At 42.3% G+C, this 15,825-nt stretch carries 16 protein-coding genes and 1 CRISPR repeat array (1 of these 17 running past the window's edge); of the genes, 4 read left to right on the plus strand and 12 right to left on the minus strand.

The genetic code is table 11. The features are described 5' to 3' along the window. Positions 1–103 precede the first annotated feature (103 nt). The 6 genes from pyrE to D8886_RS03625 all read right to left on the minus strand — a co-directional run bounded on the left by pyrE (position 104) and on the right by D8886_RS03625 (position 5,563). Positions 104–733 carry an orotate phosphoribosyltransferase gene (gene pyrE / locus D8886_RS03600; protein ID WP_125434258.1) on the minus strand — a complete coding sequence of 210 codons (630 nt, stop codon included), beginning with the start codon at positions 731–733 and terminating at the stop codon, positions 104–106. Between the two features lie 78 nt (positions 734–811). After that, the gene (pyrF, locus tag D8886_RS03605) at positions 812–1,504 is read right to left on the minus strand and encodes an orotidine-5'-phosphate decarboxylase (RefSeq protein ID WP_125434259.1); all 693 of its coding nucleotides are present in this window, start codon (positions 1,502–1,504) and stop codon (positions 812–814) included. A gap of 248 nt (positions 1,505–1,752) precedes the next feature. Continuing rightward, positions 1,753–2,691, minus strand: coding sequence for a dihydroorotate dehydrogenase (locus tag D8886_RS03610; RefSeq protein ID WP_125434260.1), 939 nt, complete (start codon positions 2,689–2,691; stop codon positions 1,753–1,755). A gap of 11 nt (positions 2,692–2,702) precedes the next feature. Further along, complete coding sequence (locus D8886_RS03615) at positions 2,703–3,509, minus strand: dihydroorotate dehydrogenase electron transfer subunit (protein WP_125434261.1); 807 nt, start codon at positions 3,507–3,509, stop codon at positions 2,703–2,705. 208 nt (positions 3,510–3,717) lie between these two features. Continuing rightward, positions 3,718–4,695 (minus strand): hypothetical protein, encoded by a 978-nt coding sequence (locus D8886_RS03620; RefSeq protein ID WP_125434262.1) that lies wholly within the window; start codon positions 4,693–4,695, stop codon positions 3,718–3,720. Positions 4,696–4,720: 25 nt separating this feature from the next. After that, positions 4,721–5,563: a hypothetical protein gene (locus D8886_RS03625; RefSeq protein ID WP_125434263.1), complete on the minus strand. Its 843-nt coding sequence runs from the start codon at positions 5,561–5,563 to the stop codon at positions 4,721–4,723. Positions 5,564–5,809: 246 nt separating this feature from the next. Here D8886_RS03625 and D8886_RS03630 point away from each other — a divergent pair, with 246 nt between their 5' ends. Next, positions 5,810–6,718, plus strand: coding sequence for a LysR family transcriptional regulator (locus tag D8886_RS03630; protein WP_002897493.1), 909 nt, complete (start codon positions 5,810–5,812; stop codon positions 6,716–6,718). Positions 6,719–6,758: 40 nt separating this feature from the next. Here the strand turns inward: D8886_RS03630 and D8886_RS03635 are convergent, their stop codons facing one another. The 6 genes from D8886_RS03635 to rpiA all read right to left on the minus strand — a co-directional run bounded on the left by D8886_RS03635 (position 6,759) and on the right by rpiA (position 12,049). After that, on the minus strand, positions 6,759–7,490 hold the full coding sequence (locus tag D8886_RS03635; RefSeq protein WP_125434264.1) for an NAD-dependent protein deacylase: 732 nt from the start codon (positions 7,488–7,490) through the stop codon (positions 6,759–6,761). 11 nt (positions 7,491–7,501) lie between these two features. Further along, a complete protein-coding gene (locus D8886_RS03640; RefSeq protein ID WP_125434265.1) occupies positions 7,502–8,263 on the minus strand; it encodes a Gbs1250 family HEPN protein in 762 nt (253 codons plus the stop codon). Then, on the minus strand, positions 8,260–8,973 hold the full coding sequence (deoD, locus tag D8886_RS03645) for a purine-nucleoside phosphorylase (protein ID WP_185761243.1): 714 nt from the start codon (positions 8,971–8,973) through the stop codon (positions 8,260–8,262). Before deoD ends, D8886_RS03640 begins: the two co-directional genes overlap by 4 nt. A gap of 331 nt (positions 8,974–9,304) precedes the next feature. Further along, on the minus strand, positions 9,305–10,117 hold the full coding sequence (locus D8886_RS03650; protein WP_125434267.1) for a purine-nucleoside phosphorylase: 813 nt from the start codon (positions 10,115–10,117) through the stop codon (positions 9,305–9,307). Positions 10,118–10,146: 29 nt separating this feature from the next. After that, positions 10,147–11,358: a phosphopentomutase gene (locus D8886_RS03655; protein WP_125434268.1), complete on the minus strand. Its 1,212-nt coding sequence runs from the start codon at positions 11,356–11,358 to the stop codon at positions 10,147–10,149. Between the two features lie 13 nt (positions 11,359–11,371). Next, a complete protein-coding gene (gene rpiA, locus D8886_RS03660) occupies positions 11,372–12,049 on the minus strand; it encodes a ribose-5-phosphate isomerase RpiA (RefSeq protein ID WP_125434269.1) in 678 nt (225 codons plus the stop codon). Between the two features lie 176 nt (positions 12,050–12,225). Between rpiA and mnmE the strand changes: the two genes are divergently transcribed. The 3 genes from mnmE (at position 12,226) to D8886_RS11780 (ending at position 14,894) form a co-directional block, all read left to right on the plus strand. Continuing rightward, on the plus strand, positions 12,226–13,599 hold the full coding sequence (gene mnmE, locus D8886_RS03665; RefSeq protein ID WP_125434270.1) for a tRNA uridine-5-carboxymethylaminomethyl(34) synthesis GTPase MnmE: 1,374 nt from the start codon (positions 12,226–12,228) through the stop codon (positions 13,597–13,599). Between the two features lie 94 nt (positions 13,600–13,693). Then, positions 13,694–13,957 carry a helix-turn-helix domain-containing protein gene (locus D8886_RS03670; RefSeq protein WP_260469327.1) on the plus strand — a complete coding sequence of 88 codons (264 nt, stop codon included), beginning with the start codon at positions 13,694–13,696 and terminating at the stop codon, positions 13,955–13,957. A gap of 715 nt (positions 13,958–14,672) precedes the next feature. Further along, positions 14,673–14,894: an IS3 family transposase gene (locus tag D8886_RS11780; protein WP_260469331.1), complete on the plus strand. Its 222-nt coding sequence runs from the start codon at positions 14,673–14,675 to the stop codon at positions 14,892–14,894. 118 nt (positions 14,895–15,012) lie between these two features. After that, positions 15,013–15,825: a CRISPR direct-repeat array (repeat unit 36 nt; unit sequence GTTTTGGAACCATTCGAAACAACACAGCTCTAAAAC) (it continues 1,797 nt past the right edge of the window).

A 15,825-nucleotide genomic window follows, 5' to 3' on the forward strand; every position in this document is an offset into this window, starting at 1 on the left:
TATACCAAACACCGAGATTTTAAGCCATTTTTAAAGGCAAGACAAGGACGTTTTACTGAAAAATGACCTGAATAAGAGTCAGATCATTTTATTTCTATTCGGTCTAGGCCTGCCAATTTTCTTGGTCATGCTTAAATTTCTCAAGCAAGGCCAAGCCCTCAGGACTGACATACCCCTCTGCTTCAGCCAGAGTGATTAGCTCAGTGTAGTTAGAAAGGGTCACCAATTTGACACCCGCTTCATTGAAGTTCTTTTCTGCCTTTGGCAGCTCATAGGTAAAGATAGCCGCTGCTCCAACCACATCCGCACCTTCACGTTTAGCGGCAGCGATAGCATCCAAGACCGAACCTCCCGTCGAGATTAAGTCCTCAATGACTACCATTTTTTGCCCTGGTGCTACGCGACCTTCGATTTGATTGCCCGCTCCGTGATCTTTTGGTTTGCTGCGGATATAGGCAAATGGCAGGTTCATCTTATCTGCAATAATAGCTCCGTGAGGAATACCTGCTGTCGCAGTTCCAGCAATGACTTCTACATCTGGAAATTCCGCCCGAATCTTTTCGACGAAACCATCTTCAATCAAGGTCCGAGTTTCTGGATAAGCCAAGGTCACACGGTTATCTGTATATATAGGTGACTTGATGCCCGACGCCCATGTAAAAGGCTCTTCTGGCTTCAAATACACTGCTTTGATTTTCAATAAATCACGCGCAATCTCTTTTGCTAAAGTCATTTTTTGCTCCTTATAAATTTGAATGTTTTTGATGCTGTTAATTCGATGAACGATTTAATTCGAATTTCTTGTTATTGTCTAGCTATTCCACTGCTTCTTGATCTCATGGTAAGCATCCCAAGGATTTTCAGCTTGGATAATCGGACGGCCGACTACAATATAATCACTGCCGATTTGATGAGCTTCCTGCGGAGTCATGACCCGCTTTTGGTCGCCGATTTCCGCTCCAGCTGGTCGAATACCTGGTGTCACACAAAGGAAGCCTTCGGCAGTAGCCGCCTTAATCAGTTCCACTTCTTGAGCTGAGCAAACCACACCATCCAAACCGGCTTCCTTAGCCTTCCGAGCGTAATTGACAACAGACTCCTGGACCGTGGTCTGGATATTTTGGCAATCACGCATATCTTCCTCGCTGGTCGAGGTCAGCTGGGTCACCGCAACCAACTTAGCCTTATCCCCCAAGACCTTCTTGGCCTCGCTCATCATTTCCACACCGCCTGCTGCATGGACCGTCACCATGTCGATACCAAAAGTTCCTAAGACAGACATGGCTGAGCGCACCGTATTGGGAATATCGTGCAGTTTCAGATCCAAGAAAATGCTGTGTCCAAGACCTTTCAGATAATGAACGATTTCTGGACCGATGGCATAGAAGAATTCCATGCCGATTTTGACATAGAGTTTTTCATCTTCCGGAAAATGCTCCAAGAAATCTTTGACATCGTCAAAAGATGGAAAGTCGAGGGCGATAATAGGCCGTTCTTCACGCATGAGGGGAAAATCTCCTTTTAAATTATTATCTTCAAAAAAGTCCATTAGGCATTTATATCTCAAAACCAACCTTCAGGTTAGGCTCAGAGACATAGAAAAAACCTTGCCCGAGAGCAAGGTTACACGAAAATGTGGCAGTATCTGCCATTCAAACGTATGCACCTTAGTAGCCTCTCTGGACTTCTTTAAAGGTTATATTTAGTTCATTCTATAATTTCACAGCAGGATTGTCAAGTAAAAATGTAACTTTAAAGCAAATTCTCTCGAACTTCTTTTCGTAAGCTTTCAAGACTTTCGATACCGTATTTATCCATAACCTTTGGCAAGTCTTCAATGATGGTCGGGCAGACATATGGATTTGTGAAATTGGCAGTTCCCACTCCAATAGCTGAAGCACCTGCTATAAACATCTCCAGAGCAGCCTCCGCCGAATCAACTCCCCCCATACCAATAATAGGAAGTTTGCTTGCTTGCGCCACTTGACGGATTAGCTTGAGCGCTACAGGAAAGACGGCCGGACCAGACATGCCACCAGTGCCATTAGCGATAATAGGCTTGCGCGACTTCAAGTTAAATCGCATACCTACTAAGGTGTTAATCATGGTAAAACCAGCAGCACCAGCGTCTTCAACAGCCTTGGCTACCTGAGTAATGTCTGCTACGCTCGGAGTTAATTTGACATAGACAGGTACAGCAGAAGTATCTACTGCTGCCTTGGTTGCTTCGTAAGCCAACTCTGGAACTTGGCCAATCAATAGTCCAGCATTTCCATGGTCAACATTAGGGCAAGAGATATTGAGCTCGATAGCCTTGACATTGGGGGCTTGAGAAATTTTCCCAGCCACTGTTGCATACTCTTGATTAGAAAAGCCTGCTACATTAGCTATGATTGGCAGGTTGGGATAATGCTTTTCCAGCCAGGGCAGTTTTTCAGCTAGAACAGCCTCAACACCTGGATTTTGCAGGCCAATGGCATTAAGCATCCCAGCTGGCGTTTCTGCAACCCGCGGAGTGGGATTGCCAAAGCGGGGGTCTAAAGTCGTAGCCTTTATCATGATGGAGCCTAGCAAGTCTAGGTCATAGTATTTGGCATATTCCTGTCCGAAACCAAAACAGCCAGATGCTGGAATAATTGGATTTTTCAGGTCCAAGCCTGGCAAAGAAACTCTTAAACGTTGGTCACTCATTCTTTCCCCTCCTAAACAATAATCGTGCCCGTCTCAAAGACCGGACCGTCTTCACAAACGCGCTTATTGACCGACTCGTCCTGACCAGCCACATGAACGACGCAGGCATAGCAGGCACCCATACCACAAGCCATACGAGACTCCATGGAGAGATAAGCATGCGGATGGTCCTGAAACTTACGATCGACATACAGGAGCATGGCTGGCGCTCCACAGGAATAGACAGCCGCATAGTCTTGGGACAACTCATCCACAACTGCTGATACATAGCCTTTGCGACCATAAGAACCATTATTCGTCGTAACAATGACTTCGGCGTATTTTTTCATTTCTGCTTCCAAAATGACAGCAGATTTGTCAGCAAATCCCAGTACAGCTGTCACTTGAGCTCCCTTGGCATGCAACTCTTTAGCAACCTCAAGCAGAGGAGGGACACCAATCCCACCACCGATAATCAAAGCGTGGTCACCTGACCTTACAGGGCTCAAGTCAAAGCCATTGCCCTGAGGCCCCATAACATCAAGAAAAGATCCAACTGGCAGTTGAGAAAAAATAGCCGTCCCGCCGCCTTCTATCCGATAAATGATGCGACAAGTCAGATTGTCTCGGTCAATCTCTGCGATTGAGATAGGCCGGCGCAAAAGCTTGCTGTCATCTGGTACTCGAATATGTAAAAACTGCCCAGCCTGCATCTGAGCGACCATTTGGCCCTTTAGTAGCATAGAAAAAATATTAGGCGCAATCTCTACTTGCTCCAGCAGCTCCATCTGCTCCAGCATAATCTTTCCAAATCTCTTTTTGCAACTGTCACTAACCATGACAACCTCACTTTCTACAAGAAAAAACCTCGCCGCAGCAAGGTTTCGCAAAAAACAAGGCAGCCAACTGCCTCTTATACCGTTTTTCCTACCTTGCAGCCTCACTGGACTTGATTAAAGGTTAAATTGTAAACATTATATCGTTAGAGATGAGGAATGTCAAGGCATAAAAATATCAGAATTTTCATAGCTCATACTAATCAAAGCTTTACCAGTCCTTGTCAAATTCACTTTTTACATCTGCAAGACAAAAGCTTCCATCCTCCTGTCTTCTGAAAATCAAGGCTACTCTATCACTTTTTCGTTCAGTATCTGATTTTCGTATATTAATATACTGTATGCTCAATGATAAGGGGTCAAAATCTGTATCATTCCCATGAATATTACTGTAAGAGGGTAATCCAAAACGTTCAACAACTTCTTGATAAGTCATACCACCTTTACCTCGCTGCCTATCGCCCAATATCAATGTATCGATATCTTCTGGCTTCCAGTTAAAGACAAACTCCTCTTTGGCAGCCACTGGATAGCGACTATCGTCCAAGAACAATGCCGATTTAGTTATCAAATAGTACTCCTTGCCATTGGAATCGGGATCAAAAAAACCTAGTCTTATCTCCTGAGGATGATCAGATAAGCTGTTTTTTTCTATATCCATCACCCTTGTCTTATAAGTTAGTGTCAATCCATTTTCGGTAAAACTCACATTTGAACCCTTACCGTATTTCGTAATAACTTCTTCCAAAGTCGGATTATTCTTCCACCCCCCAACTTTTGCTATTTTGAGTTCTACAAAATTGTCTAATGTCCATTTAAAAGCAAACTTTTTTTCATCTTCTACCACAAGTTTATTTTTAAGTTCCTTCTGTTTCTTGTCCATTTCTAACTCAGGTTCATCTTGCTGAGTAGTAGAGCTTTCTTTACTAACTGACGAGACTGTCTTATCTTCTTTGTGTTTAGCATTGTCCTTGTTAGGAACCTTTAGTGATAAATAATAGAAGCCAAAGAATAAAGTAAATGATATGGTTAAACAAAGAAGAATAAAGGCCAAGTTAGTCCTTTTTTTCTTCTCTTGTATGGCCATCATGCTGAGTTCTTCTCTTTTTATCTTTTGTTGTCTATAAAGTTCCTTTTTTATATCTCTAAATGAATTGGAATCATGTTTTTTCTTGCTATTCTTTCTCAAGTTTGTCTCCTCTTTCTTATTTAGTTTACTGGCTTTGTTTAGAAACTAAACGCCATGTTCCATCTTCTTGGTTGTAGAATTCTAGAATAACAGTCTGTAATTTATTACGTTCTTTCCAACCCTTTGGATTATTATAAGTAATCCTTAACTTAAGTTGATTGTTTTCTCCTGAAATTATTTGATAAAAAGGCAAACCAACATTTGAAACAATCTCATCATAATCCGTACCTTTGTCAGTACCTTCTCTAGCACCAATAACAAGACTATCTATATATTCTTTCGTCCAAAAAAAGTCTCTATTAGGATTTTTATCCACCTTAATTGCATTACTTGAAAGATTAAAGAACTTTGAGGTGAGCTTATAGACACCATCAAATTCAGCAAATATTAAAGATACATTGCCTATATTACCGTTTTTATCTTTCCAGAAAAGACTAATATAGTTTCGGACTTCATGATTTGGTAATAAGTGGATCCATGAACCAGCTTCAACAGGTCTTCCAAATTCTTTTAAAACATCTTCCAAGACGGCTCCGCCTTTATCTTTGTCCATGTGTAGAGAAACTGCCTTGTCAACCGTCCAAAGAAAGGGACCACTTTTTTCTGGAGAAACTGTAAGACTTTCAGCGAATTTTTTTACTTCAGTCTCCTTATCCTCTAATTCTTTTGATGGTGAAATAATCTGACTTGACTGGCTCACCGGTTGCTTAGATTTAGCTTTTTCCGGTATGGAAAGCATTAAAAATACTGCTCCAATGATAGAAAAGCCAATAATGGCTAATAGAACGAATGGTAAGAACTTAGACTTAGAAGTCTCCTTCTCTAACTCAAAAGCAATATCTTCAAAAGAATCCTCTTTTCTCTTCATAACTACTCCTTTTACAGTCTAAAAATCATCATATCACGAATAACTTGAAATTGCAAAACCTGTTTCATTATAAAAGACTTGATAAAATCTCTCTATAATTCTGATAAGAATAAACTTTAAAAATGTCACTATATCCAATAGAATTTCTTTTATCATCTGTCCATTTTAATAAATTCAATTATAAAAACATGCTAGCTTTCATTGATTTATCAGGAAAAAATCCCCAGTTTGTGATAAAATAATCCTATGAGAATTCAACAGTTACACTATATTATCAAAATCGTCGAGACTGGCAGTATGAACGAAGCTGCTAAGCAGCTTTTCATTACTCAGCCTAGCTTGTCCAATGCTGTGCGAGATTTGGAAAATGAAATGGGCATCGAGATTTTCATTCGCAATCCCAAAGGAATTACCTTGACCAAGGACGGCATGGAGTTTCTTTCTTATGCCCGTCAGGTAGTTGAGCAGACTCAGCTTCTAGAGGAGAGATACAAAAACCCTGTCGCCCACCGCGAGCTTTTCAGCGTTTCAGCCCAGCACTATGCCTTTGTGGTCAATGCCTTCGTGTCCTTGCTTAAAAAAAGCGATATGGAGAAATACGAGCTCTTTCTGCGGGAAACTCGAACTTGGGAGATCATTGACGACGTAAAAAACTTCCGCAGCGAAATCGGCGTCCTCTTTCTCAATAGCTACAACCGCGATGTCCTATCCAAGATGCTGGATGACAATCATCTGATTGCCACTCATCTCTTCACAGCTCAACCCCATATCTTTGTCAGCAAGTCCAATCCGCTGGCCAAGAAAAAACTGGTTCAATTATCTGACTTAGAAAACTTCCCTTACCTCAGCTACGACCAAGGGACCCACAACTCTTTCTACTTTTCAGAGGAAATTCTCTCTCAGGAACACCATAAAAAATCTATCGTGGTCAGCGACCGTGCGACCCTCTTTAACCTTTTGATCGGTCTGGATGGCTACACGATTGCAACCGGTATTCTCAATAGCAACCTCAACGGAGATAATATCGTGTCAATCCCACTGGACATTGATGATCCGATTGAACTGGTCTACATCCAGCACGAAAAAGCCAGCCTATCCAAAATGGGAGAACGCTTCATTGAGTATCTGATTGAGGAAGTGAAGTTTGATAAATAAACTGAAAAAACACCTGAAAAAGCTTTTTCAGGTGTTTTTTCTATTGTTTCAACTTCCCCAACACTTCTCCTATCTTGCCCTCAATAACAAGGTCCGCTTGACTGTCTTGAGGGATGCTGGTTTTGTTGATGACGACCAGATGCTTACCTGAAAAGTACTGGATGAGGCTGGCTGCGGGATAGACAACTAAGGATGTTCCACCAATTATCAGCAGGTCTGCTTGCTGGATAGCCTGGGCAGCCTGCTGGAAAACTTCCATATCTAGCGGTTCTTCATAGAGTGTCACATCTGGCTTGACAATACCTCCACAGTCAAGGCAGCGAGGAATGGTACCGTGCAGAGCCAGAAAGCCGTCCAAATTATAGAATCGCTTACAATTCAGACAGTAATTTCTATCCGCACTGCCATGTAATTTGAGAACCTTTTTCGAACCGGCCATTTCATGCAAACTATCGATATTTTGAGTCACCACAGCCTTGAGCTTACCTGCTTTCTCCAAGTCTGCCAAGTAGACATGAGCAGCATTGGGCTTAGCATCCGGATAGAGCAGGTACTTCTTGTAGAAGTCGAAAAACTCCTGCGGATAGCGCTCAAACATAGTGTGAGAAACCAGCTGCTCTGCTGTAAAATGCCGTCCCAGCTTGACGCTGTATATCCCATCTGAACTGCGGAAGTCTGGAATATTGGACTCAGTCGAAACACCCGCACCACCGAAAAAGACGATATTTTGACTTTGTTCTATCAATTCTTGCAACCTTGCAATCTTATCCATCCTGCTACCCCTTATAAGAGACTTTCTATGAGCTCATTCGCTCGGTCAAAGTAAAAAGGTTCCCTCTGGTAAACTATGCCTGTCTCCTGCGCCAAATCAACCAGAAGTTCCAAAAAGTGCTGAGATGAGAAACCTGTCGTCCTGTGCAATTCTTCCTCATCGAAAGGCTTGATAAGGTGAGCCAACGGATTGCGGACTGACTTTTCTAACTCTCTTAGCTGCCGTGCCGACTCTTTGACAGATTCGGGCAAATTCAACTGCAAAATCAGCTCCGTCAAACTAGAAGAATTAACCGTGCTTTCCGCATGAAAATTTTGCAAGTCAGGATTATCAGAATTTCGCATCTTTTCAAACTTCCATCGGTCGTAACTAGCCCCTCGCGAATTATGAATATAGCTCTCAATATCTGGTATTTGCATGCGAATCAACCGCATAAAAATCCAATAAATAGCCGGACTGACAGCTCGGATAAAATCAATCAGCTGCTCATTCCTTAGCTTAGCTTCAAGGTCATAAAGGTAATTGACCAGCTGCTCATCCGCTTCATCTTCATGGCAAAAAAGCTGAAAATCAGCTAGGACAGACCCAGTGATTTCCAACTTTAGATTCATCATAGATTGGATGTTGAGTTCTCTTCGCTCCGCTAAAGCGCCAAGAAGACGGACCAAGTCAGACTGGACACCACTTCCTGCTCTCTCAGCTAGTTTATGAGCATAAGCATAGTCATAGCGGGAAATAGCAAAGAGAATGGCTTCTTTGACATCTACTTTCATGCTTCTGCAATCAAGGTTTCCAAACCAACCTTCATCATATCGGTGAAGGTATTTTGACGTTCTTCTGCAGTCGTGTCTTCTTCTGGATTGACTAAGCTGTCAGAAATAGTCATGATAGCAAGAGCAGCCACATGGTGTTGAGCAGCCAAATAGTAAAGAGCTGCCGCTTCCATTTCAACTGCCTTAACCCCCCACTTACCAAGCTCGATATTCTTTTCAAAGTAGTTTGAGTAAAAGACATCAGACGACAAGACGTTTCCAACGTGCGTCGTCATACCGAGATCTTTGGCGATATGATAGGCCTTATCTAACAAATCAAAGCTAGCGATTTGCGGAAAATCATACTGTGGCCAGTCATTACGGATAATGTTAGAGTTAGTTGCAGCCGCCTGAGCCAGTACTAATTCACGGACATGCACATCAGCATTCAGTGATCCAGCAGTTCCCACACGAATCAACTTTTTCATACCGTAATCAACAATCAGCTCACGCGCATAGATAGAGATAGACGGCATTCCCATCCCTGTCCCCATAACAGAAACACGCTCGCCTTTGTAAGTACCTGTATAACCAAACATGTTACGGACTTCATTGAAGCAAACAGCATCTTCTAGGAAATTCTCCGCAATAAATTTGGCCCGAAGTGGATCCCCCGGAAGAAGGATTTTATCCGCAATTTCACCTGGCTTAGCAGAAATATGAATAGACATAGTTAAGATACCAAACCCGTCAAAAGCAAAGGGAAAATAGGAGATGGTCGCAGTGAGCGATGCTCGCAAGACCATCTATCTTTTTCCCACTGCTTTAGGGTGGGTTCAATTCCTTTCTTTCTTATTTTTAATATTTCGTAGAAAGACTAGCCCGAGTTCAATTCAAACTCAGACGCCCTTCCTTTCTGTGTTTATTTGAAAGATAGTTTTTCGCTCGTGTTTAAATCTGAACACACTTTACCTTTCTTTAGTTTTATAATTTTATCAGTTAGACAGAGAGGCTGTTCCAGCGTCAATTACCAATCCAGACACTGCGCCTTTCAACATTTTTTTACAATTCAGCAAGTGTTTCTTTAAGCAGTCGTTTAAAATCACCTTTGACACGTTCTGTTACTTCAACCACTTCCTCATGATTTAGCTCTTCTTGGAACCCAGCAGCAAAGTTTGTAATGCATGAAATCCCAAGGACTTTCAAACCAGAATGTGCTGCTACAATCACTTCAGGAACAGTAGACATGCCGACTGCATCTGCTCCGAGCGTCTTATAAGCACGGATTTCTGCAGGCGTTTCGTAAGTTGGTCCAGTTACACCGATATAGACACCCTCATCCAGCTTGATACCAAGCTTATCAGCAACTTTATGAGCGACGGTACGGTATTCTGGAGTGTAAGATTTAGACATATCAGGGAAACGCGGACCAAATTCATCCAAGTTTTCACCGATCAAAGGATTTTGACCAGTCATATTGATGTGGTCAGTGATCGCCATAAGCGTACCTGGACCATAGCCGATACCACCGGCAGCATTAGTGACAATAACACCTTTCGCACCAAGAGCCTTCATCACACGCACTGGGAAAGTAACAATGTCTAAAGGATTTCCTTCATAGAAATGGAAACGGCCTTGCAGTGCCAAGACTTTCCGTCCTGCCAAGTCTCCATAAACTAATTTACCAGCGTGACCAACAACAGTTGAGCGGCCCCAGTTTGGAATATCCGCATAGTCAAGACTAACAGCATTTTCAATTTCTTCAGCCAATTCTCCCAAACCAGATCCCAAGATCAGACCAAATTCAGGCTCTGTCATACCTTTTTCTTTTAAGAAGGCTGCTGTTGCTTTGATTTTTTCTGATAAGCTTGTCATAAAACATTTTCCTCACTCTCTTATAATGCTTATACCAATTTGTCCAAGAAGCTTTGACCAATCATCGCCTTGTCTACTCCGAAGTTTTCAGCAACGGTAGCTGAGATATCCGCAAAGTGTCCGACAGGAATATGACCATGACCGCTCAGCGATTTTCCGAAGACCAAGAGCGGAATGTACTCACGAGTATGGTCGGTTCCAGCATAGGTAGGGTCGTTACCATGGTCAGCAGTAATCATGAGCAAATCATCTTCACGCATGTTTTCAATGATTTCTGGGATGCGAGCATCAAACTCTTCTAGGCAGTCACGGTAGCCATGTGGATCACGGCGGTGACCATAAAGAGCATCAAAGTCTACTAGGTTAGTGAATGAGAAACCTTCTTTGAAATTCTCGTCTTTGATGGCTTTGATCAAAGTATCTACGCCATGATTGTTAGACTTATTGTGTCCCATATCATGATTGATTCCAGCGCCGTTGAAGATGTCATTGATCTTACCAACAGAATAGGTGTCAATTCCAGCTTCATTGAGCTTATCAAGTACAGTTGGCTCAAACGGAGAAACGGCATAGTCGTGACGGTTGGCTGTACGAGTGAAGTTGCCTGGCTCACCTACATAAGGACGAGCGATAATACGTCCCAGAAGCGCAGGGCGTTCCAAGGTAATAGAGCGGGCGAATTCACAGATACGATAGAGCTCTTCCAAAGGAATCACTTCTTCGTGTGCTGCGATTTGCAATACTGGGTCAGCAGAGGTATAGATAATCAGCTCGCCTGTTTCCATCTGACGAGGACCAAAGTCATCAATAACTGCTGTACCAGAGTATGGCTTGTTAGCCTCACGAATGACCTTGCGACCAGAAAACTCTTCAATCTGAGTCAGGATTTCTTCTGGGAAGCCATTCCAAAAAGTATCAAAAGGCTCAGTAATATTGAGACCCATGATTTCCCAGTGGCCTGTCATCGTGTCTTTTCCAAGCGATACTTCCTCCAGCTTGGTATAGTAGCCGCTAGGATTTTCTTCTTGAGGAACTGTCTTCAAAGGAGCAGGACACTCAATATTTCCCAGACCAATCTTAGCCATGTTTGGTACATTCAGTCCTACCGTTTTGGAAATATGTCCCAGAGTATCTGAAGCACCATCTGGTACCCCTGCATTGACAAAGTTATTGGCATCTGGTGCAGCACCGATACCAACTGAGTCCATGACTACCAAGTGAATACGATTAAATTTTGGCATAAAAAACCTCTTTCTATTTATTGGCCTCTAAAACTTGAAGACCCGATTTCCCAGCAACAATGACCTTGTCTACCATTTGATTAAACAGTCCATGCTCCACTACGCCCACTACATGATCTAGTTCTTGCGCAAACTCAACTGGATTTTCAATCACACCTAAATCTAAGTCGATAATGAAATTCTGCATGTCCGTGACAAAACGTTGGTCATCTTTCTCACGAAAGGCTGGCTTATATCCAACACGCTCAAAGCGACGAAAGAGCTGCTCAGCACCATACTGAACAACTTCTACTGGCAGCTTGAAGGCACCTAGCTTCTCTACCATCTTGCTCTCATCAACTACCCAGATATAGTGCTTTGTAGGCACCGCTACTACTTTCTCCATGAGTAGTGCGCCGCCACCACCCTTGATACCGTTAAAGGCTGAATCAACCTCATCAGCACCATCAACTGTCACATCAACAAAGTCAACTTCATCAATGGATTTGAGCGGAATACCCAATCCTTCGGCCTGTTTGCTAGTGACACTGGAAGTCGTAACAGCTGTAATCTGTAGTCCTTCCTCTTTTATACGCCGACCAATCTCTTCGACAAAATAATAAGCGGTCGAACCCGTCCCGAGACCAACTATCATCCCGCTTTGGACAAATTCAGCAGCCTTGATTCCTGCCAGTTTCTTTAGATTTTCCATAGCACCTCCTCAAATCACACTACTTTTATTATATCATGATTCTCACTAACATGAAAGTGTTTTCTTTACCAGACTTAAATTTCATTCCTTTGGCTTGATAATCGAAAGCCTTGCTCCTCCTTGATTTTTGCGTTACAATTAAGGTAATTGATTTTAAACACAAGGAAAAATACAGTATGATTACCAGAGAATTTGATACAATCGCTGCGATTTCTACGCCTCTTGGCGAAGGGGCTATCGGCATTGTCAGACTAAGCGGGACTGACAGCTTTGCTATTGCCCAAAAAATCTTCAAAGGGAAGAATCTAAGCAAAGTGGAAAGCCACACGCTCAACTACGGCCATATCGTCGACCCTCAAAATCAGGAAATTCTGGATGAGGTTATGCTTGGTGCTATGCGCTCTCCCAAAACCTTCACGCGCGAGGATATCATCGAGATAAATACCCATGGTGGGATTGCGGTCACGAATGAAATCCTGCAGCTGGCTATCCGCGAGGGCGCTAGAATGGCTGAGCCTGGTGAATTTACTAAGCGGGCCTTTCTCAATGGGCGCGTAGATTTGACTCAGGCAGAGGCTGTCATGGATATCATCCGCGCCAAGACCGATAAAGCCATGAACAATGCTGTCAAGCAACTGGATGGTTCTCTATCCAACCTTATCAACAATACCCGTCAGGAAATCCTCAACACACTGGCGCAGGTCGAGGTCAATATCGACTATCCTGAGTACGACGACGTGGAAGAGATGACGACCCAGCTTATGCGAGAAAAAACAGCTGAATTCGAGGCACTGCTGAGCAACCTTCTCAATACTGCGCGACGAGGTAAGATTTTACGCGAAGGTATTTCCACTGCTATCATCGGCCGGCCTAATGTTGGCAAGTCCAGCCTGCTCAACAATCTCCTGCGCGAGGACAAGGCCATTGTGACTGATATCGAAGGTACGACTCGTGATGTGATCGAGGAGTATGTTAATATCAAGGGCGTGCCGCTCAAACTCATTGATACCGCAGGCATTCGGGAAACCGACGACCTTGTTGAGCAAATTGGAGTTGAGCGCTCTAAAAAAGCCCTGCAGGAAGCTGACTTGGTTCTATTAGTTTTAAATGCCAGCGAACCTCTGACAGACCAAGACCGCCAGTTGCTCGAAATCAGTCAAGACAGCAATCGCATCATCCTGCTTAACAAGACTGACCTTGAAGAAAAGATTGAGTTGGATCAGCTGCCAGCAGATGCTATCAAAATTTCTGTCCTCCACAATCAAAATATCGATAAAATTGAAGAACGCATCAATCAGCTCTTCTTTGAAAATGCTGGTATCGTCGAGCAAGACGCTACCTACCTGTCCAACGCCCGTCACATTTCCTTGATCGAAAAAGCTCTGGAAAGTCTGCAAGCCGTCAACCAAGGCTTGGAAATGGGTATGCCGGTAGATCTTCTCCAAGTCGATATGACTCGCACTTGGGAGATACTTGGCGAAATCACTGGTGACGCCGCACCAGACGAGCTTATCACCCANCTCTTCAGCCAATTTTGCTTAGGGAAATAGAGAATAAGAGGACTGAATAAACTGAACAGAACCGCTTATAATGGACAGTATAAAAAAGTACACTATACTGTTCTGATAAGGAGGTTCTTTTCTTATGGCAAAAAAAGGAAGTCAATTCACTACATACCATCCAGATTTTAAACTCCAAGTAGTAGAAGATTACTTAAGTGGAAAAAGTGGCGGTCTGAATTTAATTGCACGAAAATATGGCTTAAAATCCAAAAGCCAGGTAGAGAACTGGGTTAAAAAAGTATCGCAAAAATCTAAATCTTCTGAAACAAGATTTACGAGGAAAATCATCTACCAGTCGTCCAAAGTCTGTCAAACTAGAAGACATGACACTAGAGGAACAAAATAAATATCTTAGGATGGAAAATGATATTTTAAAAACTTTAAGGGCACTCCTCAAGAAGTGAGAAGTGCCCAGTATCGAGTGGTTCAGAAATTAAAAGATCGTTATTCAGTAGTGGCTATGTGTGCTTATTTTGGATTTCCTCGCTCGTCTTATTATCTATTGCTAAAAAATGGCAAACCAGATTATAAAGCGTTTGATTGGAATTTAGCTGAACACATTACAGCATCTTTCAAAGAGCAGCCTAAGGGCTATCGCTATCATTGGCGGCAACTCCAACGCCAAAAAATATCTATCATAATCCGAAAACCATTCATCGTTATATGAGAATCTTAGGGCTCAAATCCCCTATTCGCAAGAAAAAATATGACTCTTGTACACAAACGTGAGATAAACGAAAAGGCAAGACACGTCCACTACAAACATGCTTGCCCGCAGGTTTGAAGCATCTCGTCCCAACCAAAAACTCGTGACAGACGTTAGTTATGTCTATTACAAAAATGGACGGATGTTTCTAAGTGTCATAAAAGACTTATATGACAACTCTATTCTAGCCTATCAGCTTTCCGATTTCAATGATAATCGTCTTGTTTTTGATAATTTAGATTTGCTCTTTAATGAAACATGGGATACGACCTAATCGTGTATTCTCCATTCAGATCAAGGCTTTCAATATACAAACGTCCAATACTTAAGAAAATTAGATGCCTACGACGTAACAATCTCTCACTCAGGAAGAGGAAACTGTTATGACAATGCTTGTTGTGAGAATTTCTTCTCCCATTTAAAGAGTGAGTCACTTAGCCTTCACAAACCAGAAACTAGAGATGAGTTAATCCAACAAATTAGCTACTATATTCAGTGGTATAACTTTGATAGACCGCAAGAAAAATTAAAAGGTATGACCCCTGTGGAATTCAGGGAGTCATACCTTCATCAATAATGTACTTTTTTACTGTCCAGTTTATCTGGGGCTTGACAAAACAGTCCTTTTTATGATAACTAAAAACGAAACAACACAGCTCTAAAACTATTGGCCTTGTACGTGCAACTTGATTTAAATTTTAGAACCATTCGAAACAACACAGCTCTAAAACGCCACTGTATCTGACTATTTCCCTTATATCGTTTTGGAACCATTCGAAACAACACAGCTCTAAAACTTTAACAAATCATCAATCACTTGTTCTAAAGTTTTGGAACCATTCGAAACAACACAGCTCTAAAACTTAGAGCCAATATCAATTTTAATTCCTGTAGTTTTGGAACCATTCGAAACAACACAGCTCTAAAACTGCCACGGATATGATTATCACGATAAGCAGGTTTTGNAACCATTCGAAACAACACAGCTCTAAAACTTCCGCTCGTCACTGTGCTGCCCTCTACGGGTTTTGGAACCATTCGAAACAACACAGCTCTAAAACTAGAGGTACCCATCTTATTGGCGTTGTCAGGTTTTGGAACCATTCGAAACAACACAGCTCTAAAACGAATGGCTTCTGTGAAATATACTGCTTGAAGTTTTGGAACCATTCGAAACAACACAGCTCTAAAACCGCGGTAATTAACTTTATCCGCTCTGCAAGGTTTTGGAACCATTCGAAACAACACAGCTCTAAAACATAGTCGTAAGCAGCTATTGAAACTCTATGGTTTTGGAACCATTCGAAACAACACAGCTCTAAAACTTACGAAAACCGAGATAACTTCGAAAAGAAGTTTTGGAACCATTCGAAACAACACAGCTCTAAAACAAAAGGCTATGAATGACTAGGTTACTTGCTGTTTTGGAACCATTCGAAACAACACAGCTCTAAAACATTTATCTCTGTTCTCAGTTTAATTAGTTCGTTTTGGAACCATTCGAAACA

The organism is Streptococcus sanguinis, assembly GCF_003943655.1.
GTDB lineage: Bacteria > Bacillota > Bacilli > Lactobacillales > Streptococcaceae > Streptococcus > Streptococcus sanguinis_F.